We start from the raw sequence: 20256 nt of genomic DNA, 5'->3' as shown, positions 1-20256 counted from the left end.
ACAGGGGAGGCAATTCGGGTTGAATTTTCAGAAAATATCACGATATAGACTCATTTTCAACCATTTATAAGCTTCAGGCTAACTGAGAGCTAATAAGGTAACAAATAGTTCAATATTTTTAATAAAACTCTATTTTATTTCCTAATCTAATGTGGTACACTTCATGTGGGAAAAAAATATTCTATTAGAAAATCGTGAAAGGAGGAGATGCACATGTTTCATAACTTAAAAGAAAAGTTTGAAGCAAAACGTGCCGTCTGGGCAGAGCAAACTCAACAGCGTATTAACGAATATGCCGAGCTTGAAAGAAAGTCTTCATTAATGGAAATGAAAAGAAAAGAAAAACTGCAAACATTATTAAATACGGAGGTTGAGAAATACCTGAGGACGGTTCATCCGACGTTTCTTTTAAAACCTGAAGTCAACCAGGCACTTTTAAACATGCTGCATGCTCGCTCTGAAGGAACGGTTAGCATAAATCTGAGCATGACCAAAGAAATGCGGAAAGCCTATTCGTTTTATCATAATGAATTAAAAGTGTTTATCGATTTACTGGAACGAAAAGGATTTAAGATGGAAGGGAAGGAAGAGTTATTCTTGACTTCATTCCTTGCAAAACTCCGTGAAAACAACTACCGGCTATGCCTCGATGTCTACGGGGACTTTGTACCGGATAACGCCTCGCTGTTTGAAGCTTTTGACCGTTACTTTGATGTAGTAGAAGATGATTTTAAATATGAAAGCGGTAATGTAGACTTTTTTGCTTCATATCTAAACTATAAAGGTATAGCTGATTACATCTGGACTAAAGGCCGTCTTAAGCGTAAATTGAAGCAATACGAAAAAGCTAACAAACATGAGTTCAAGTTGAAAAAACTTGAGCGCAAATTAAGAGATATCAGTTAATCCTATATTAGAATCACCGGCCGGCTGAAAGGTAAACTTTCAGCCGGTTTTTATATTTATTAAATTGTTAGGGAACGCCTCTTAAAGAAGAGGGGCGGAAAGCCGGGTGCCCTGCGCCGCCAGAGGCTTGCTCGTCGCAGGTAAAGAGTGCAACACGGGTAGCACCAACCATACTCCCGCTCCCTCCCTTTCTTTGTCTTTCCCCTTTAAACATGATATGTTAAATAACATGATTAAAGGGGATGAATAATGGTGACTAAATTGCTTTTTATTGGTGCTGGACGGATGGCTGAAGCTATTATTTCCGGCCTGACAGAGGATGAAAATAACGGATTTACCAGAGTGACAGTTTCAAATAAGGCTGATAAAGAAAAACTCGAGAGATTAAAACACACATACGGCGTGGAAGTGAGCAGCGATTGGAAAACAGAAGTAAACAAACATGATGTTATTCTGCTTGCTTCACCTCCGCATACGCATAATGAGCTGCTCAGGCAGCTTTCCGGCATGATAGAGGGTCAGTTTATTATCACTGTGGCGGCCGGAATAGACCCTTCATATATGGAAGTACGCCTTCCGGACAGAACACCTGCAGCGTGGATTATGCCTAATACCGGCGCTCAGCTCGGCCAGTCAATGTCTACGTTTGCGTGCGGTAATTACGTGGAAGAGAATCATAGGAAAATACTTTACAAGATTTTATCAGCCATTGGCGAAGCAGAAGAATTGCCCGAAGAACAAGTTCATGATTTAACAGCAATTACAGGGAGTGCGCCCGCATTTTTGTATGCTTTCGCAGAAGCACTGGAAGAAGCGGCCGTATCTTATGACGTCAGCCCTGACCAGGCAAGGAAGCTGGTGACTCATATGCTTAAAGGATCAGCATCCATGCTTGAAAGAGGTGAGTCACCGCAAACGTTAATGCAGCAAGTAGCCTCTCCGGGGGGCTCTACAGCAGAAGGGCTGAAAGTTCTTGAAAAAGAAAATTTCGGTTCTCTTGTTAAAAAGGCTGTAAAGGCAACTAATGACCATGCCCGTGGCGGAAAAGATTAAATAACTGGAGGTATTTGCATGCTGAAAAAATTGTCCTTATCGACCGGTTCACGTGACGAAATGCAGGATATCACGAACGAGGTGCAGCGAGTTTTAGATGAGAGCGGTGTAAACAGCGGAGTAGTGTATGTTTATTGTGCACACACCACTGGAGGCATCACAATTAATGAGAATGCCGATCCGGATGTTAAGCGGGATATGATTATGCGCTGGGACGAAGTATATCCATGGCATCATGAGCAGTACCGCCATGCAGAAGGAAACACTGCCTCTCATTTAAAAGCAAGTACCGTCGGTGCTTCACAGGCAGTCATTATTGATAACGGAAAACTTATCCTTGGAACATGGCAAGGGATTTACTTCTGTGAGTTTGATGGTCCAAGACAAAGGAATGTATATATTAAAGTAATAGAAGGCTGACAGTTCTGACATTGGATAAAACAGGTTCAGCGGCAAGCTGAGCCTTTTTTCCTGTGTCATTTACTTTTCTCTGTTAAAATCAGCCTCCTCGAAACAAAATGTGATAAAATGCTATCAGTATGCGAAAAAAATGATGTAGGAGTAAGCTAAATGTCTGAACAACAATTAATCCGGGGAACAATGATATTAACCGCCAGCATTTTTCTCTCTAAAATGCTCGGTTTGATTTATGTTTTTCCATTTACAGCAATTGTCGGCCATAAAGGGCTCGCGCTTTACACATACGGATACACACCGTACACAGTCCTGCTGAGCCTTGCTACGCTTGGTGTCCCTCTGGCTGTTTCAAAGTTTGTCTCAAAATATAATGCATTGGGCGATTACAGGACAGGACAGCGGCTTTTAAAATCAGGCTTAGTTGTTATGTCGATTACAGGATTTATTGCTTTTTTAGTTTTATTTTTTCTAGCCGGTCCGATTGCCCATCAGGTGCTTGATCCGGAAAACATGGAAGGGAACACAGTGGCTGACACCATTTTCACCATTCGTATGGTGAGCGTGGCACTGCTCGTGGTACCGGTCATGGCGCTTATCCGGGGGTATTTTCAAGGACACCAGTCAATGGGCCCCACGGCTGTCTCACAAGTAGTGGAACAGTTAATCAGAATTATTTTTATACTTTTATTAACGTATTTAATTATCAATGTCTTTGGCGGAGAATTAGGCATTGCAGTAGGTTTTGCGACATTTGGAGCATTTGTCGGTGCGGTTGCCGGTTTGGCAGTGTTGCTCTTCTACTGGAGAAGAAGATGGGACGGGTTGCAGAAGCAGATTGATGAAAGCACTGTGGATCATCAGATTCCGCTTCCGAAAATGTACAAAGAACTGTTTGCGTATGCCCTGCCTATTTCTTTTGTAGGGTTATCAATTCCTCTATATCAAACAGTAGATTTAATAACTTTTAACCCGGCTATGATGGCCACAGGCATCAGTCAAGCTGTCACGGAAACATATTATGCGTCTTTTACGCAGGCTTCCCACAAGCTCATTCTTATACCTGTAGCCTTAGCAACAGCGATGTCACTAACAATCATTCCTACTGTAACGAATGCCTTTATTAATGATGAAAAAGACAGACTTCAGCGGACGATTACACAGACTTTTCAAATTATATTGTTTTTAACTGTCCCGGCAGCAACCGGTTTAATGGTTCTGGCAGAACCTGCTTACGGAGCACTGTTTGGTTTAGAAGAAGTGGCTATAGGAAGTGATGTTCTAAGGTTCTATGCACCCGTCGCTATAGCTTTTTCGATCTTTGCGGTGACATCTGCTCTGCTTCAGGGCATCAATAAACAAAAATATGCCGTTATTGCTTTATTAGCAGGCCTGGCTTTTAAAGTATCAGGAAACAGCCTGCTTATATCCTGGTTCGCGGCACATGGCGCCATTATTGCAACTGGAACCGGCTATCTTATTGCAATTGCCGTTAACCTATGGGCTGTTCATAAGTTTGCTGAATATAACTTTACCTTTGTGTTAAAGCGGTTTTTACTTATTTGCATATTTACTGCAGGGATGGCGGCTGTTGTCGCTTTCCTGAATTACGGTTTCCAGCAGATTATCCCCGTAAATAGCCGTTGGGACGCTTTACTCATATTAACTGTCTCCGTGGTCGCGGGAATAGCAGTTTACTTAAATATCAGTGTACGTTCCGGGCTGGCCGGTCAAATTCTGGGCCACAGGTTTGATTTCCTTAATAAAAAATAATGACTCATGAAAACAAACAAAAGGTGCTTCGCTATAATTGCGAAGCACCTTTTTAATCCATCCACTGTTCGGCCCATGCCTGTATTTCATCTAAGGCGGGTTCGAGCGCTTTTCCTTTATCAGTCAGCTGATATTCGATGCGGACGGGAGTTTCCGGATATACATTTCGTCTGACCACCCCGGCCGCTTCAAGCTGTTTAAGCCGGTCTACAAGCATTTTATCGCTCATACCCGGAATATTTGCAGAAATATCACGAAACCTTACAGGGCCCTTCAGCAAAACACGGATAATCAGCCCGTTCCACCGTTTTCCAAGCAGCTGAAAAGCAGTTTCAAATTTAGGGCACAAGTTCATTTTAACCATATGATCACTCCCTGGGAGACGTTACCCCTTTGAATTATTGTACCATAATCACTTGACTTTAGTAAGCAGCTGCGATATTATACTTACAAATAGTGAGTAACGTAATAAAATATTGTAAGTTTAAAAAAATAAGAGGTTTATTATTTATCTGTACAAGGAATGCTATCTACGGGTAAGCGGTTTTTCAAGCAATTTAAATCTATTATTATAGGAGTGGGTTAAAGTGACAAAAATTCTTGTGCCATATTACAGTTCATACGGCCATATTTATAAAATGGCGAAAACAGTCGCAGAAGGTGTCTTAGATATAGAAGGTGCGGAAGTTAAAATTGTCCGGGTAGAAGAATTTGAAGCAGTTAAAGCAGCGATGTCCGGACAGGATGCCTATGTAGAAGCACAAAAAGCGCAGGAAGATATTCCTGTTGCCACCCACGATGATTTAAAGTGGGCCGATGGAATTGTATGGGGAATTCCTACCCGTTACGGCTCTATGCCTGCACAAATGAAACAATTTATTGATTCGGCAGGCGCCTTGTGGATGAACGGCGACTTGGAAGGGAAAGCAACAGGGATTTTCTCAAGTACTAATACCATTCATGGCGGACAGGAAACAACAGCGATTACATCTATAGTCCCATTGCTTCACTTTGGACTTATCTATGTAGGCCTTCCTTATGGAGAAAATCCGGAAATGATGACAGATGAGGGGGTTGGCGGTTCCCCTTATTCAGCTTCCACAGTAGCTGGCCCTGATGGAAGCAACGAGCCTGATGAGAGAGATTTAATAATGGCTAAACGTTTAGGGAAACGGGTGGCCACCGTGGCTAAAGCATTAAGAGGGTAAAAATTCATTAAAGTAAATAGAACAAGCCTGAAAAATCTGCTGTGACCATTGTTACAGCAGATTTTTATTATGTATTGAAAATAATTTCCTCTGTCAGTTCACAAGTCTCTTTTAGAGCTCTATCCCTTCTGCTATAATGTAAGAATTAATATGTGCATGGTTGCCTGCGGGTGGCCTATGGAGGTGAACTCCTTGGAAGAGAAAAATGGTAAAAAGCTTTACATAGATTGGTATCTTATAGTAAGTTTACTCCTTCTTGCATTTTTTGGCCTTGTGATGGTTTACAGTGCGAGTTTTGTTCAAGGTTATCAGCATCACGATAATATAACTTACTTCTTCGATCGTCAGCTTCAGTGGCTGGTGATTTCTGCTGTTTTATTCACTTTTTTTATGTTCTTTCCATACCGCCATTTTCGTAAACTGGCAAAATGGATCGTTTTAGGTTCTATATTTCTGCTTCTGTTAATTTTAGTTCCTGGAGTCGGCCACGAGGTAAACGGGGCCACTCGCTGGATCAATATAGGCGGTTTAAGAATTCAGCCGTCAGAATTTGTAAAAGTGGGTTCAATTATTTATTTAGCCTATGTGTATTCAAGGAAACAGGCGTACATTAATAAATTCTTTACCGGAGTTATGCCGCCTTTGATTGTTGTACTGATCTTCTTTGTGCTGATTATGCTTCAGCCTGACCTTGGAACAGCCACGTCTATTGTTTTAGTTGCAGGTCTGATTGCTTTTTGTTCCGGTGCAAGGCTTCTTCATATTATTTCGCTCGGCTCGCTGGCAGGATGGGCCCTGTACCATTACGCCCAATCTGCCCCTTACAGATTAAACCGCCTTCTTGGGCACAGGAACCCGTTTGAACTGGAACAGACGGAAGGATTCCAGCTTGTTCAGTCTTACATTGCGATTGCTCACGGAGGCGTTTCCGGGGCAGGCTTAGGCCAGAGCGTTCAAAAATTATTTTATCTGCCTGAAGCCCATACAGATTTTATACTGGCCATTATCAGTGAGGAACTGGGTTTAATAGGTATTACTTTTGTCTTTCTGTTAATGCTCGTCATCATTGGAAGAGGAGTAGTTATTGGGGCCAGGTGCAAGGATGCTTTTGGCAGTTTGCTGGCGTTTGGCATTGTTTTTCAGCTGGGGATACAGATGGTCTTTAATGCCGGAGCAGTAAACGGGTTCCTTCCTATTACTGGTATTCCATTTCCGTTCCTAAGCTACGGAGGATCTTCTTTAATGGTCACCTTTATCTCCATGGGCATCCTGGCTAATATATCCAGAAGAACAGAAAAAGAACGCCAGGAACGGCTTTATGAAAACGGTGAGGGAACAACAGAAAAAAATAGAGGATATGTGGGTAAAACATCTGCCTCTTATGTAAGATAAATTAGGAGAGTGTTAGTAGGTGGAAACATGCAAGAACGTAAAAGTCCCTTTCAACAGCTAGATTATACACTTCTGTTCTTTTTATTCGTACTGATGTGTATCAGTTTGTTAGCTATATACAGTGCTGCAACTGCTGACCAGTATAATGTCGGCCCCGGCCATTTTATTCAGCGTCAGCTTCTGTGGTTTGCCATCGGTACTGTTCTTATGATGGGGGCCATGGTTATTGATTATGATTTTTTTAAAAATTTATCTATTCCTTTTTATATCCTCGGAATGATTCTTTTGCTTCTGGTTCACTTTTTCGGGATAGAGATAAATGGAGCACAGCGCTGGATCGGAATCGATGGATTATTTCGCTTTCAGCCTTCTGAGTTTGTAAAAATATTCGTCATTATTTCTCTGGCGCATTTAATATATCAGATTACGAGAACCCCCAGAGAAAAGTCATTTACAACTGACTGTATTGTTGTAGGAAAAATACTTGCTGTAGGACTTCCGCCTTTTGGCCTTATTCTTATACAGCCTGACTTGGGCACAGCGCTCGTCATCGGAGCAATCATTTTTATTGCTATTCTGATGGCAGGGGTTACATTCAGGATGATTGGTTTAATTATGTCGCTTGCTCTTGGCTTTATAACATTGCTCGTTTGGCTTCATAACAACTATTTCGCGTTTTTTTCCAACTATCTTATAGCTCCTCACCAGTTAAGCAGAATTTATGCCTGGCTGGACCCTAATGCAAATATAGGAGCGGAAGGGTACCAGCTTTATCATGCTTTACAGGGTATCGGGGCAGGACAGCTTTACGGAAGCGGATTTGGAGCCGGGGTAAAATCACAAAGCGGGGCAATTCCGGAATTGCATACCGACTTTATATTCACAGTGATTGCAGAAGAGTTCGGTTTTGTTGGGGCGACTGTGTTAATTGTTGTCTACTTTCTGTTATTGTATCGTATGGTTATCATTGCCTTTACTTGCAATAACAGCTTTGGCACCTATTTAGTTGCCGGAGTTATCGGGTTACTCGTTTTTCAAATCTTTCAAAATATAGGGATGACAATTGGTCTTGTGCCAATTACAGGATTAGCTCTTCCGTTTGTCAGTTATGGAGGGAGCGCGTTAATAACAAATATGCTGGCCGTGGGGATTGTTCTGAATGTAAATATCAGAACGAGGCACTATATGTTTGGAGAAGAAGAGTAGAAGAAATGAGGGATTCTCGGTGCGTGCTGACAAGATATTAGCCAACATGGGCTACGGTTCGCGGAAAGAAGTAAAGAAACTTTTAAAAAAAGGCGGTTTTTCTGTAAATGGAGAAACAGTTAAAGACGGGAAAGTTCATGTAGATCCTGATAAAGATATGCTTGAAGTATTCGGAGAAAGACTTGAATATAAACAATTCATTTATTTAATGATGAATAAGCCTCAAGGTTATGTGTCGGCAACGGAGGACTTGAAGGAATCGGCTGTCACAGAAATTCTGGAAGCGGAAGATGCTTTATATAACCCTTTCCCGGTCGGAAGGCTTGATAAAGATACAACTGGACTTCTGCTCCTTTCTAATGATGGAAAGCTGGCCCATAAGCTCACTTCCCCAAAAAAGAAAGTTGACAAGACGTATCTCGTTCATCTTGACAGCCCTGTCAGTGAGGAAGATATTGATTCTTTGGAAAAAGGGGTCACACTGGATGACGGGTATGTGACAAGGCCTGCTAAAGTGGAACGTATAGAAGGCAAAGAAGCTGATACCGTTCGAATAACTATTCATGAAGGAAAGTTTCATCAGGTCAAGCGTATGTTTCAAACAAGAGGAAAAAAAGTCATTAGGCTTAAAAGAGAACGTATTGGGCCGCTTTATCTTGATGAGACGCTTGATTTAGGAACTTATAGAGAATTGACAGAGGACGAACTTCAAAACTTAATAAACAGTACGTAATACAGAGAAAACCTGTCGTGAAAAAATCACAACAGGTTTTCTGTCTTTTTTAGGAGACTTTAACTTTTTTATTGGTTGTAGTCCATAACCCTCTTTCAGGACTGACTACAAGGTTATTATATTCCAGTACATTCAAATCCCGCTGGACAGTTCGTTCAGTGATCCCGAACTCCTCAACCAATTCTTTTGTAGAGACGCTTCCTCTTTTACTGATAAAAAGGTAAATGGATTTAATCCGAGTTAACATCCGTTCAGTTGAAGGTTTCAAAAAACCACTCCTTATTTTTGTCACCCGTGTTCAGAGATTGTAAGACTGAATTTAATGGAGACAGGGTGAATGTTTAAAAGACAGCCTACTGAAGTGTCCGGTCATTATCCTTACCGGATAAAGAAAAGCGTCTCAGTGTCTGTAAAAATACTCCACGTCATTTAAAGTGTTTATCTAAGTCTGAGGCCAATATCAATGTGATTAGCTTAAAATAATATGTGCCAAGTCAGAACTCAGACCTCCTGTCTAAGAGGTAAAGTTAAATGTGTCTCCCTCCTTTTCTATATTTTAACGTACGAAAGTGCTTTTAGTAAAGTTATCGGATTGTTAACATTTATTAAGCCTTTGTAAAGATATCTATTCACAGGCTCCCTTTTCCATTACACTGTAAAAGCGTATACTCATATTTGAATTTAAAATGGAGGAAGAAAATATGAATTGGAACAAATTAGTTGAAGAAAGAAAAGAAATTATTGTAAATAATACACAGGAATTTTTACAAATAAAAAGTGTCTTAGACGAAGCAACTGCCTCTTCATATGCCCCTTTCGGTGAAGGGATCCGCAAAGCGTATAACTGGCTGTTGCATAAAGCTGAAAAAGATGGATTTACTGTGAAAGGTCTGGATGGAAAGGCAGCTCACATTGAGTGGGGAGAAGGAGAAGATCTGGTCGGGGTCTTATGTCATATTGATGTCGTACCTGAAGGTGAAGGGTGGACTACGCCTGCCTTTGATGCAGATGTTAGAAACGGAAAAATTTATGCCCGGGGTGCTTTGGACGATAAGGGACCGACAATGGCTGCTTACCATGCCTTAAAATTACTGAAGGACAAGGGAGTGAAATTAGGAAAAAGAGTCAGGTTGATAATAGGAACAGATGAAGAGAGTCAATGGCGGTGCGTCAGTCATTATTTTGACCGTGAGGAAATGCCCACGATCGGATTTGCGCCTGATGCAGATTTTCCTATAATTTATGCCGAGAAAGGAATAGCCGACTTGACTTATAAATTGGATGTGGGGGAAAAACAAGGTCTTATCCGTTCTTTCAACTCAGGCAGCAGGCTAAACATGGTCCCTGATTTTGCTTCAGTGGTTATGAATAAAAAAGAGCTGGGTGCGGCCTACCAGTTAAAAGAAAAATTTAAAAACTATTTAGCGCACATTCAGGCTGAAGGAGGCGTGGAGGATAATTCAGACACCGTGCTGCTGACTTTCCGGGGGCGCTCGGCCCACGGTATGGAACCGGAAGACGGCCTGAATGCGGCGCTGTATTTGGCTGACTTTTTGTGCACTCTGCCTCTTAATGAAAAAGAAAAAAACTTCTTCCACACATTAACTCACTACTTTTTTAATGAATCACGCGGTAAAAAGGCAGGAATTGACCATAGGCATAAAGAGCTTGGGGATCTCACTCTAAATATTGGAACAGTCAAGTATGAAGGAGGAAATAACAGCAGCATTGGCATTAATTTGCGTTATCCTGATGGGGTGATTTTTAACAGTGTAAAGCAAAGGCTGGACCGCATTTTCGCAAGTGCAGGGTTTACTGGAAGTATTATTTCACATGCTCCGCCTCATGCGGTAAGTAAAGACCACCAGCTGATCAGGACTCTTTCCAAGGTTTATGAGAACCAGACAGGCAGTAAAGCTGATTTGATTGCGATTGGCGGAGGGACCTATGCGAGATCTTTAAAAGCAGGTGTGGCTTTCGGGCCGCTGTTTCCTGGCCAGAAAGACGTCGTACACCAGGCTGATGAGTATATTGATATTGATAATCTTGTTAAGATCACGGCTATGTACGCAGAAGCAATTTACGAGCTATGTAACCAACAATAATTATGGAAAGCCAGGGATGTTTAAATGGACAGCCAACAACAGACTTTTTTTAATATGAAAGCTTTTTATTTTTTTGCATATTTCGCTTTTGGAGGTTTATTTCCTCTATTAAGCGTTTATTTACAGAGTGAGGCAGGGCTGAGCGGTTCTCAAATAGGGGTGATAACGTCCATTGGCCCTATTGTTATGCTGCTTACACAGCCGGTCTGGGGGATGTTAAGCGATTATACAAAGAGGCCGAGAATGCTTCTTACAGCAGCTTGTATAGGTGCAGGAGCGGTCGGATTTACGTATTTGTTCGCTGAAGAGTATATCGTATTTGTAACAATTGCTGCCGGTCTGGCTGTCTTCCAAAGTGCTGTAATCCCATTGTCAGACAGTATGGCTATGAATTATGTGTACAGACATGGCGGAGACTACGGGAATATTCGTATGTGGGGAGCAGTAGGTTTTGCTGTCTCCGTCTGGTTAATGGGTAATTTATCAGACTGGTTTGGACAGTCTGTCATCTTCTACGGTTTTGCGGTCGTTTTATTTATAAGCGCCTTCTTTTCATGGGGTATGCCTAAGGAGCAGGTGACTACAAAAGTGGACTTAAAAGGCGGAATGAAACGGCTTGTAAAAGTTCCCGGCTTTATGCTGTTCCTCCTGGTTACCTTTCTCGTTTTCGGCCCGATTATGGCGAATAATTTTTATTTTGGTTTATTGATTCAATTTACCGGCGGTTCACTTGCAGGGGTAGGTTTTGCATTCCTGTTAGCCGCCGGCAGTGAAGTTCCTTTCATGAGGTGGGCAGGGAACTGGATCAGGAAACGGGGCATACTTGTTATTTTATTTGCTGCGGCCTTTGCTTCCGGAATCAGATGGCTGTTCTATGCCACAGGCCCTGAACCGGGTTTTATATATGTGACTACAATCATTCAGGGGTTCAGTATAGGTTTATTTGTCCCGGCTGCTCTTCAGTATGTAACGGAGCTCGCCCCTAAAGAAGTTAAAGCAACGGCTGTAGCCATATACTCAGCTGTCGGTAATGGCTTAGGCGCGTGGTTTTTCAGCATAAGTGCAGGCTTGATCATGGATTGGTACAACATTTTGTCAGTGTATTTATTTTACGGCATTTTGTCGCTTGCAGGGGCTTTATTAACCCTTTGGATGATTAAACAAAACAGATCTGACAACATACAGGCAGCTTCCTGAAGAAGCTGCCTGTAGAATATTTATTCAAAATCAAATAAATCGGTTGAAAGGTAACGTTCACCTGTATCACATGCAATAGCGACCACCACATCATCAGGAGAGAGTCTTTTAGCAACTTGTAAAGCAGCATAACAGGCAGCTCCGGAGGAAGGACCGACTAATATTCCTTCTTCCATTGATAAACGACGGGTCGTTTCATATGCATCTTCATCTGCTATTCTGAAGATTTCTCCATACACTTTTTCATTTAAAATAGGAGGTACGAAACCAGGACTGGTCCCGACAAGTTTATGGGGGCCTGGTTTTCCTCCTGATAGGACAGGCGAACCTTTAGGTTCGACGACATGCACGGAAAGGTCCGGATATTCCTTTTTTAATTCTTCTCCTGTTCCGGTAATGGTTCCGCCCGTCCCGGAAGCTGCAACAAATGCAGACAGCTTTTTTCCAATTTGATTCATACCGTCAATAATTTCAGAAGCTGTCGTGTGCCGGTGGGCATCAGGATTAGCAGCGTTCTCAAATTGCATAGGCATAAAACTGTTGGGAATTTCTTTAACAAGCTCATGAGCTCTATCGATAGCTCCAGGCATTTTTTTATCTCCGGGAGTTAATTCCACTTTTGCTCCGTAAGCTTTTAACAGATTAATTCGTTCCTTTGACATCGTGTCAGGCATGACTAATATTGCTTCAAGCCCTTTGGCTGCTGCAGTCATAGCCAAACCGATGCCTGTATTACCGGACGTAGGCTCAATAATTACTGATTTTTCGTTAATAAGCCCTTCTTTTTCTGCCTGGTCAATCATATTAAAAGCTGCGCGGTCTTTTACACTTCCGCTTGGATTCATAAATTCAAGCTTAAAATAAACCTGGGCTCCTCCTTCTTCAGGCAGTTTCTGCAGTTTAACAAGTGGTGTATCACCTATCAGTTCGGACATATTATTTACTACTTTCATGCGGCTGTTCATCCTTTCCTGGTTATAATAATTTAAAATGTATTATAAATAGTTTTACTTAATCTGGAAGTTAACCCCGGCACAGGCTTCACTCCTGTGGGTGTTCGTCCCTTCTTTCCCCGGAAGGTATATTTTTTTAGTTGGAGAGGCTATCTTAAAGAGCACTGTTAGCTAAGTTTAAAGTCGTATTAAATAGATATGTTTAATCTATATTGTATCACAGCTTTTCAATAAGTATAAAGAGGAGTGAGGAATATGAGCGGCGTGCATACGTTTATAGGAATACCCTTAAGCGGGGAAGTCAGACAAAAGTGTGAGCAATGGCAGGAAAATTATAAATTGGATAAATATTACAAAAAGCTGGTTAATAAACAGGATTTTCATATTACCTTATTGTTTTTAGGTGGATGGGAAGAGGTAAACAGGGTAAAGTTATGGAGAAGACTGGAAGAAAAACTTAGCGGGATTACCAGCTTTACTATCACCTTTTCTCAATTAAATTTTTTTGGAAACAAACGTCAGCCAGGGGTCTTTTACATGGAACCTGAGTTTAAGCGGGACCTGTTTTATCTGCAGAAGGTGATTGAAGAGGAAGCCGCCTCTTTCGGCTTTCCCGCAGAGAACCGCGCTTACCGCCCGCATGCTACTCTGGCTAAAAAATGGAAGAATCCAAAGGCCGAACGTCCAGGCAGCTGGGATTTACCGTCAGAAATTGATAAGAGTAAACAACAGATAAACAAAGTATGTTTATTTCAGATTCACCCCTCAAGAGATCATATGTATGAAGTGATTGAGATCATCGAGTTAGCAGACGGGGTATAAGGAGAGGAGGAAGAACTTTGGGACAGCTCCTAAAATTGTCTGATTACGTTTCACGTTATGAAATAGATATTTACCGTTACCCAGCCCGCTATGTCCGCCTGAAAAAGGAAAGGTGGCAGAGGCTGAAACAGGATTGGGAGAACAGAAAAAAGGGTTACAATGATCTTCCTTTTTGGAATGATTATGAAAAAAAGGATAGTTCAATTATAAAAAAGTCCCTGAGACTTTTTCGCAGTAAAAAGAAGGATATTAAAGAGGAAGTGGACTTACCTTCAGAACAGCAGCTCAGACACCATACAATGGAAGAGCTGAAAGAAGCCTTCAGAAAAGAGCTGTTTGAGTTTCAGGTAAACTGGGCAAGTTCCACCGTCTCAAAAGTATCTTACGTAAAGAAAAGTTACTATTTTGATACTTTATTGAGCTTTTTGCTTAATGAGCTGCCTGATACGTATTTTGTTTTTTACGAGCCGTCCTTTATATTAAAAAATGCACCGGTCGATCTGGAAGTGCTTGTATTGACTCCCTCTGAAGTCTGGCTGATTCATCCACTCCGGGGAAATAACCATACAATTTTCCAGCCTGACTCAGAACGTTTCTGGGTAAGGAAGCAAGATGGAAGGAATGAACGTATATTGCATCCGTTTATTTCTTTAAGGAGGATGAAAACAGTAGTTGAGGGGATATTGTCAGAGAAAGGGTTATCATTGCCTATTCGGACAGCAGTAGTAGCGAAAGACAGCTTCATTGATATGCCAGCAGCAGGCAAAAATATAAAAATAATCGATAAACGCAATTTTGACACATTTAAACAGACTATTTTAAAGAACAAGTCACCTATTAAACATGTACAGTTAAAAGCTGCCGATATCCTTTTGTCCCAAAGCCTGACAACGTCTGAACACAGGCTCTCCGATGGGGAGCAATAAAGGTCAGAATATAAATATTTATCTGTTGAATATCCCCTGGTTATTCTGTATTATAGGAAAAGTGTGCTAATACAGAAAAAGATAATGAAGGTGAAACGTGTGACAGATAAAAATAATCAAGCAGCGTTATCCTGCCAGTCAGGCTGTCAAGTTTATATACGCCATGCGTTTGACTGGAAAGGAAATAAAGGGATTGAAGTGGCTCTGACAGAAGAAGGAGATCCTTTATTTGCTTATTCAGTTCATACAGCTTTAAAAGATCTTGAAGCTTCGTATATAAAAGGGGAAAATCAAAGCGGTTCCTGGAATGATAAATTATTTATTATCCAGCCTGCCATGACTTGTGAAGAAAAACAGGAAGTGGATGACTCTCTTGTTAATTGGGCTTCCAAATTATAAAAAACACTGGAGCAATTTATACTCTGCCCCAGTGTTTTTTTTATGGCTGTGTTCAAAATTGTAATATATCTGCCGGTAACATTCGGACATTTTCCAGAGTGCAAGCCCCGGGCTCCTGCGGCCCGTCCTTCAGAAGGGAAGAGCTTGCCACTTTATTAGTTCAGCCTCTGATTTCAGTTTAATTTCCATATCTCGGAGGCGTATTCTCTGATCGTCCTGTCGCTGGAAAATTTTCCCGAGTAAGCAATATTAGTGACGCTCATTTTCTGCCACGTCTGTTTATCCCTGTAGGCCCGTTCGACTAATTCATGTGACTCAATATAAGGATCAAAGTCTTTTAAGACGAAGTATGGGTCATTATGATAAAGTATATTATAAAAAATATCTTTGAATTCAATTTCTTCAGCACCGAACTCTCCATGATTTAACTGATCCAGGATCCTTTTTACACGGTCGTCAGTATGATAGATATCCTTAGCTACGTAATTTCCATTCTGGTAATAATCTAAAACTTCTTCGGCATTCAGCCCAAAGATAAATATGTTGTCTTCTCCCACAAGGTCTTTAATTTCAATGTTTGCTCCATCAAGTGTCCCCAGAGTGATTGCACCATTCATCATCATTTTCATGTTTCCTGTGCCCGAGGCCTCTTTACTCGCTGTAGAGATCTGTTCACTTATATCTGCTGCTGGTATTATTTTTTCGGCGAGGCTCACGTTATAATTTTCAAGGAAAATGACCTTCAGTTTATCATTGATAGACTTATCATGATTCACAATGGAGGCGACGTGATGGATCAGCTTAATCACTTCTTTTGCCAGATGGTAGCTCGGAGCTGCCTTCGCTGCGAAGATAAATGTTCTTGGTGTCAGATCAAGTGAAGGGTTATCCTTTAACTCATTATAAAGGTAAATAACATGAAAGATATTCAGTAACTGCCGTTTATACTCATGCAGCCGTTTTATCTGGACATCGAAAATAGATTCTTCGTCGACAGTGAACCCTGTTTTTTCATGAATTAAATTAGCAAGGGTTTGCTTATTTTTTTGTTTCACGCGGTCAATTTTCTCCAGGAATGGTTTATCATTCGAATAACGCAGCAAACTGATCAATTTATTCGGTTGTTTTATCCATTGAGGGCCTATGACATCAGTTATGGCCCGGGACAGACACGGATTGACCTGCAGGAGCCAGCGCCGGTGAGTGATTCCGTTAGTTTTATTATTAAAACGGGAAGGAAAAAGGGTGTAGAAATCCTTCATTTCTTTCTTTTTAAGAATTTCAGTGTGGATTCTCGCTACCCCATTGACGCTGAAGCTTCCGACGATAGCCAGCCTGGCCATATGTACCTGGTCATCGGCGATAATCGCAAGTTCCGGAATTTTCTCACGCAGTTCCTCGTGGTCAAACCAGATACCCTGGCAAAAGCGCTCATTTATTTCATCAATGATCATATAAATTCTCGGAAGGAGGTTTTGAATCATTGAGACAGGCCATTTCTCCAAAGCTTCACTTAAAGTTGTATGATTCGTATACGCTATGACGTTTGTCGTTACTTTCCATGCCTCATCCCACTCAAACTCTTCTTCGTCCATTAAGAGGCGCATCAGTTCAGGAACCGCGAGACTGGGATGTGTATCATTAATTTGAATAACAATTTTTTCAGCCATCGAGAACAGCGGAAGATCATATTCTGTCTTAAATTTCTTTATAATTCCCTGAATAGTAGACGATACAAGGAAATATTGCTGTTTTAACCTCAATTCTTTTCCTTCAAAGCTTGAATCATCCGGGTACAAAAATCCCGAAATTTGTTCTACCGAATGGGTATGATCGAGATGGTGGTAATACTGGGAATTAGGACCGGACAGGAAATCGGATGTTTCAGGAGAAATTTCAGCACTCCAGAGCCTTAAAGTGTTGACCACGTTATTCTGATAGCCGGAAACCGGCACATCATAAGGAACAGCCATTACTTTGTCAGTCTGCTCATAGCTTGCTTCAAATTTCCCATCTTGTTTTTGATGGAGGTGTACTTTGCCTCCAAACTGAACTTCTACTGCTTCATCAGCTTTTCTTGTTTCCCATGGATACTCTTCTTTGAGCCAGTAATCAGGCAGCTCAATCTGGTTCCCGTGTATGATCCTCTGTTCGAAAAGGCCGTATCTGTAACGGATACCGCTGCCGTGGCCGGCGTAACTCAAGGAAGCGATGGAATCGAGGAAACAGGCGGCCAGCCTGCCCAGGCCGCCGTTCCCTAAGCCAGCATCATGTTCATGTTTAAAGACCTCTTCAGGATTCCTTCCAAGTTCAAGCAAAGCTTCCTTGCACGTATCAAGAAGACCGCAGTTTAACAGGTTGGTTTCAAGGAGCCGGCCGATCAAAAATTCCATAGAAAGATAAAAAACCTGCTTTGTTTCGTTTTGCTGATATCTTTCCTGAGTATCCAGCCATTTAGGGATCAATTCATCTTTAACAATAGAGGAGATAACATAATATAGGTCTTTGTCGGTAGCATCTTCCAGATATTTTCGGCGTTGACGAGTCAGCTTATTTTCCAGAAGATTAATAAAAGCCTCTTTGCTGTATTGGTTCATTACGTTCACTCCTCGGGTGCAGTTTCTGTTTCAGTCAGACCGCTGTAGATGCCGGCATAAGCCTTTGCAGATTCTTTCCAGCTGAACTGGCTTTTATTTACATTTTTAATAAGTTTATTCCAAAGGTCGGGCTGGTGATAAATACTTAAAGAATAATTCATAACTGATAATAAATCATGAGCATTGTAATTAGTAAAACTGAATCCGTTGCCCTCGCCTGTTATTTCATTAAAAGGCTGGACCGTATCTTTTAAGCCGCCTGTTTCACGCACGATCGGAACCGTCTTATACCGGAGAGCAATAAGCTGGGACAGGCCGCACGGCTCAAATTTAGATGGCATAAGAAAGAAATCGGCACTTGCATAAAGCTTACGGGCAGTCCCTTCGTCGAATTTAAGCAGAGTCGCCATTTTACCCTGATGCTTCCATGCCAGGTGTTTAAAAGACTCTTCAAATTCATACTCTCCCGTACCAAGGATTATGACCTGGACCTCCTGTTGTAAAAACTCGTCCAATATTCTTTCAAGCAGGTGGAACCCTTTTTGTTCGACCAGCCTTGATATGGCGATATATACAGGAATGTCACGATTGACATGCAGTCCCAGTTCCTCCTGAAGCGCTTCTTTGTTTTCTTTCTTTTTTACCCGCGAATGACTGTAATTAACTGGAATGTTAGGGTCTTTCATCGGATTATAATCTTCAGCATTAATCCCGTTAATTACACCTGATAAATCAGCATCTCTTTCTCTGAGAAGGGGATGGAGGCTTTCTCCATAGAAAGGATCCTTAATTTCTTCGGCATAGCTGGGACTTACTGTCGTTATCTTGTCAGCGTGAAAGATTCCGCTTTTCATGCAATTAATCATCCCATTCCATTCAAACCCTCCGAAGTGTTCTAAAGGAAGCTGAATAAGATCATTAAAAGCATGGTGAGGCATGAGCCCCTGGTATTTGATATTATGGATGGTAAAAACTGTTTTTAAATTGCCGGGATGAAATATTTTTGCAAAGGCTACGGCTAAACCGGTCTGCCAGTCATGTCCGTGTAAAACGTCTGGTTCATAATCAATATGCTGAAGGGCTTCAATCACAGCTCTGCTGAAGAAAACAAACCTTTCACCATCATCGTAATAGCCATATATCCCTTTTCTTGTATAGTAATAATCATTTCCGATAAAGTAATAGGTGACTCCCTCATGATTTAGTTCATAAAGGGAGGCTTCCTGAGAGCGCCAGCCGACCTGTACTTGGAAATCAGCTGTTTTTTCCATTTGTTCTGTCCATTCCGATGATATTTCATCATATAAGGGCAGAACGACCCTGACTTCGCAAAGGTCTTCACTCTGGAGGGCCTGGGGAAGAGATCCAATAACATCGGCCAGCCCTCCTGTCTTTACAAAAGGGGTACATTCTGAAGCAGCAAATAATATTTTTTTCATCCTGAATCTCTTCTCCTTTTATTTAAATGTTTTTACGTTTAGCTACAACAAATGGTTTTTCTCTTGATCCTATAAAGGTTTGGCCGGCGGATATATGGACGTCTTTATCAAGAATGACATTTTCCAGACGAACGCCTTCTTCTATTGTGCAGCGCTGCATAATTATTGAATTCTTTACTTGCGCTCCTTTTCTTACTTTAACGCCTCTGAATAATATACTTCCCGTGACTTCACCGTCTATAACTGAACCATTTGCAAGCATGGAGTCGGATACCTTCGCTCCTTTTCTATACTTAACCGGCGGTTCGTTGCTGATTTTTGTTCGCACAAACTGGTTTTTAAAAAAGAGAGCTTTATAATTTTCAGGACGAAGTAAATTCATATTCTGTCTGAAAAAGCTTTCTATGGAATTTACAAAAGCGCTGTAGCCTTCGTAACGGTAAAACTGGACATTCAGCCTGTGAAGGTTTTCCTTTATTCCGTTAAAGAAGAAATGGTCTTTATGATAGGCGATACATTCGTCAACCAGTTTCATTAACACATCTTTTTTGATAATATACACCCCTGTAAACACGTGGGGGTTTTGCTGGTCGTTAGTTAAATTATGGATTTTTCCGTCCTCATCATGCTCTACCCGGAGTTGGGAAACATGTTCAGGCTTAAATTGATTTACCCTGGTAGTGATGCACGTAACATCCGCATCGTTTTCAAGGTGATGATTGAAAGCTTTCTCATACCGGGCGTTTGAAATGAACTGGCTTCCGCTGATTATCACGTGATTAGCTTTTGAACGGTGGAAGTAATCCCGGTTATTATGGAAATGACGTAAATCTCCCCGTGAAATATCGGTTGGATCATTCCAGTCCGGAGGAAGGATGAACAAGCCTCCGTGCCGTTTGGCCAGTTCCCAGTCTGAGCCTGTTCCTAAGTGGTCCATAAGTGAACGGTACTTTCTATTACTGAAAATAGCTACTTCTCCTACGCCTGAATTCACCATATTTGAAAGAGTAAAGTCGATTAAACGGTAGCGTCCGGCAAAAGGAACAGCAGAACCACACCTGAAATAAGTCAGTTCTTCCAAAAAGTCATATTCATGTTCAATATTAATTAATCCCATTAACGAATCCATATGG

The 20256-nt window shown here is 41.4% G+C and carries 19 protein-coding genes; 13 read left to right on the top strand and 6 right to left on the bottom strand.

Annotated features, from left to right (window positions below; genetic code table 11):
* The first annotated feature begins 213 nt into the window (after positions 1 to 213).
* The 4 genes from K8O68_RS03345 to K8O68_RS03330 all read left to right on the top strand — a co-directional run bounded on the left by K8O68_RS03345 (position 214) and on the right by K8O68_RS03330 (position 4146).
* Positions 214 to 906, top strand: a complete 693-nt coding sequence (locus tag K8O68_RS03345) for a hypothetical protein (RefSeq protein ID WP_230895522.1) — start codon at positions 214 to 216, stop codon at positions 904 to 906.
* A gap of 249 nt (positions 907 to 1155) precedes the next feature.
* On the top strand, positions 1156 to 1959 hold the full coding sequence (gene proC / locus K8O68_RS03340) for a pyrroline-5-carboxylate reductase (protein WP_230895521.1): 804 nt from the start codon (positions 1156 to 1158) through the stop codon (positions 1957 to 1959).
* 18 nt (positions 1960 to 1977) lie between these two features.
* Positions 1978 to 2379: a secondary thiamine-phosphate synthase enzyme YjbQ gene (locus K8O68_RS03335; RefSeq protein WP_230895520.1), complete on the top strand. Its 402-nt coding sequence runs from the start codon at positions 1978 to 1980 to the stop codon at positions 2377 to 2379.
* 150 nt (positions 2380 to 2529) lie between these two features.
* On the top strand, positions 2530 to 4146 hold the full coding sequence (locus K8O68_RS03330; protein WP_230895519.1) for a putative polysaccharide biosynthesis protein: 1617 nt from the start codon (positions 2530 to 2532) through the stop codon (positions 4144 to 4146).
* A gap of 52 nt (positions 4147 to 4198) precedes the next feature.
* Here the strand turns inward: K8O68_RS03330 and K8O68_RS03325 are convergent, their stop codons facing one another.
* The gene (locus K8O68_RS03325) at positions 4199 to 4510 is read right to left on the bottom strand and encodes a winged helix-turn-helix transcriptional regulator (RefSeq protein WP_230895518.1); all 312 of its coding nucleotides are present in this window, start codon (positions 4508 to 4510) and stop codon (positions 4199 to 4201) included.
* A 223-nt stretch (positions 4511 to 4733) separates the two neighbouring features.
* Between K8O68_RS03325 and wrbA the strand changes: the two genes are divergently transcribed.
* The 4 genes from wrbA to K8O68_RS03305 all read left to right on the top strand — a co-directional run bounded on the left by wrbA (position 4734) and on the right by K8O68_RS03305 (position 8685).
* Entirely contained in the window at positions 4734 to 5354 is a 621-nt protein-coding gene (gene wrbA, locus K8O68_RS03320; RefSeq protein WP_230895517.1) for an NAD(P)H:quinone oxidoreductase, read from the top strand.
* 192 nt (positions 5355 to 5546) lie between these two features.
* Complete coding sequence (gene ftsW, locus K8O68_RS03315; RefSeq protein ID WP_230895516.1) at positions 5547 to 6746, top strand: putative lipid II flippase FtsW; 1200 nt, start codon at positions 5547 to 5549, stop codon at positions 6744 to 6746.
* A gap of 27 nt (positions 6747 to 6773) precedes the next feature.
* A complete protein-coding gene (gene rodA / locus K8O68_RS03310) occupies positions 6774 to 7952 on the top strand; it encodes a rod shape-determining protein RodA (RefSeq protein ID WP_230895515.1) in 1179 nt (392 codons plus the stop codon).
* A gap of 19 nt (positions 7953 to 7971) precedes the next feature.
* A complete protein-coding gene (locus tag K8O68_RS03305; protein WP_230895514.1) occupies positions 7972 to 8685 on the top strand; it encodes a pseudouridine synthase in 714 nt (237 codons plus the stop codon).
* Between the two features lie 49 nt (positions 8686 to 8734).
* On the opposite strand, the gene K8O68_RS03300 is transcribed toward K8O68_RS03305, so the two are convergent.
* Positions 8735 to 8953, bottom strand: coding sequence for a DeoR family transcriptional regulator (locus K8O68_RS03300; protein ID WP_230895513.1), 219 nt, complete (start codon positions 8951 to 8953; stop codon positions 8735 to 8737).
* A gap of 433 nt (positions 8954 to 9386) precedes the next feature.
* Between K8O68_RS03300 and pepV the strand changes: the two genes are divergently transcribed.
* Both pepV and K8O68_RS03290 read left to right on the top strand, forming a co-directional pair.
* Entirely contained in the window at positions 9387 to 10790 is a 1404-nt protein-coding gene (pepV, locus tag K8O68_RS03295; protein ID WP_230895512.1) for a dipeptidase PepV, read from the top strand.
* A gap of 24 nt (positions 10791 to 10814) precedes the next feature.
* Entirely contained in the window at positions 10815 to 11987 is a 1173-nt protein-coding gene (locus K8O68_RS03290; RefSeq protein ID WP_230895511.1) for an MFS transporter, read from the top strand.
* A gap of 20 nt (positions 11988 to 12007) precedes the next feature.
* Here the strand turns inward: K8O68_RS03290 and cysK are convergent, their stop codons facing one another.
* A complete protein-coding gene (gene cysK / locus K8O68_RS03285) occupies positions 12008 to 12940 on the bottom strand; it encodes a cysteine synthase A (RefSeq protein WP_230895510.1) in 933 nt (310 codons plus the stop codon).
* A gap of 255 nt (positions 12941 to 13195) precedes the next feature.
* On the opposite strand from cysK, the gene thpR reads away from it, so the two are divergent.
* The 3 genes from thpR to K8O68_RS03270 all read left to right on the top strand — a co-directional run bounded on the left by thpR (position 13196) and on the right by K8O68_RS03270 (position 15087).
* Entirely contained in the window at positions 13196 to 13762 is a 567-nt protein-coding gene (gene thpR, locus K8O68_RS03280; protein ID WP_230895509.1) for an RNA 2',3'-cyclic phosphodiesterase, read from the top strand.
* Positions 13763 to 13779: 17 nt separating this feature from the next.
* Complete coding sequence (locus K8O68_RS03275) at positions 13780 to 14688, top strand: hypothetical protein (RefSeq protein WP_230895508.1); 909 nt, start codon at positions 13780 to 13782, stop codon at positions 14686 to 14688.
* A 99-nt stretch (positions 14689 to 14787) separates the two neighbouring features.
* Entirely contained in the window at positions 14788 to 15087 is a 300-nt protein-coding gene (locus tag K8O68_RS03270; RefSeq protein WP_230895507.1) for a hypothetical protein, read from the top strand.
* Between the two features lie 173 nt (positions 15088 to 15260).
* Here K8O68_RS03270 and K8O68_RS03265 read toward each other — a convergent pair whose 3' ends face one another.
* From K8O68_RS03265 to glgD, 3 genes are read right to left on the bottom strand one after another with little or no spacing between them, the layout of a single operon-like run.
* Complete coding sequence (locus K8O68_RS03265) at positions 15261 to 17684, bottom strand: glycogen/starch/alpha-glucan phosphorylase (protein ID WP_230895506.1); 2424 nt, start codon at positions 17682 to 17684, stop codon at positions 15261 to 15263.
* Between the two features lie 5 nt (positions 17685 to 17689).
* Positions 17690 to 19123, bottom strand: coding sequence for a glycogen synthase GlgA (gene glgA / locus K8O68_RS03260; RefSeq protein ID WP_230895505.1), 1434 nt, complete (start codon positions 19121 to 19123; stop codon positions 17690 to 17692).
* Between the two features lie 22 nt (positions 19124 to 19145).
* Entirely contained in the window at positions 19146 to 20252 is a 1107-nt protein-coding gene (glgD, locus tag K8O68_RS03255; protein WP_230895504.1) for a glucose-1-phosphate adenylyltransferase subunit GlgD, read from the bottom strand.
* Between the last annotated feature and the right edge of the window lie 4 nt (positions 20253 to 20256).

Source organism: Salipaludibacillus sp. CUR1, from assembly GCF_021028955.1.
Classification (GTDB): Bacteria; Bacillota; Bacilli; order Bacillales; family Salisediminibacteriaceae; genus Salipaludibacillus.
The sequence above is the reverse complement of the archived record's forward strand: the minus strand, read 5'-3'. Positions and strand labels throughout refer to the sequence as shown.

Excerpts from the sequence above, each read along its gene's own strand:
- K8O68_RS03345 (WP_230895522.1), top strand. The coding sequence starts at position 214 with ATGTTTCATAACTTAAAAGAAAAGTTTGAAGCAAAACGTGCCGTCTGG.
- proC (WP_230895521.1), top strand. The coding sequence starts at position 1,156 with ATGGTGACTAAATTGCTTTTTATTGGTGCTGGACGGATGGCTGAAGCT.
- K8O68_RS03335 (WP_230895520.1), top strand. The coding sequence starts at position 1,978 with ATGCTGAAAAAATTGTCCTTATCGACCGGTTCACGTGACGAAATGCAG.
- K8O68_RS03330 (WP_230895519.1), top strand. The coding sequence starts at position 2,530 with ATGTCTGAACAACAATTAATCCGGGGAACAATGATATTAACCGCCAGC.
- K8O68_RS03325 (WP_230895518.1), bottom strand. The coding sequence starts at position 4,510 with ATGGTTAAAATGAACTTGTGCCCTAAATTTGAAACTGCTTTTCAGCTG.
- rodA (WP_230895515.1), top strand. The coding sequence starts at position 6,774 with ATGCAAGAACGTAAAAGTCCCTTTCAACAGCTAGATTATACACTTCTG.
- pepV (WP_230895512.1), top strand. The coding sequence starts at position 9,387 with ATGAATTGGAACAAATTAGTTGAAGAAAGAAAAGAAATTATTGTAAAT.
- K8O68_RS03290 (WP_230895511.1), top strand. The coding sequence starts at position 10,815 with ATGGACAGCCAACAACAGACTTTTTTTAATATGAAAGCTTTTTATTTT.
- cysK (WP_230895510.1), bottom strand. The coding sequence starts at position 12,940 with ATGAAAGTAGTAAATAATATGTCCGAACTGATAGGTGATACACCACTT.
- thpR (WP_230895509.1), top strand. The coding sequence starts at position 13,196 with ATGAGCGGCGTGCATACGTTTATAGGAATACCCTTAAGCGGGGAAGTC.
- K8O68_RS03265 (WP_230895506.1), bottom strand. The coding sequence starts at position 17,684 with ATGAACCAATACAGCAAAGAGGCTTTTATTAATCTTCTGGAAAATAAG.
- glgA (WP_230895505.1), bottom strand. The coding sequence starts at position 19,123 with ATGAAAAAAATATTATTTGCTGCTTCAGAATGTACCCCTTTTGTAAAG.
- glgD (WP_230895504.1), bottom strand. The coding sequence starts at position 20,252 with ATGGATTCGTTAATGGGATTAATTAATATTGAACATGAATATGACTTT.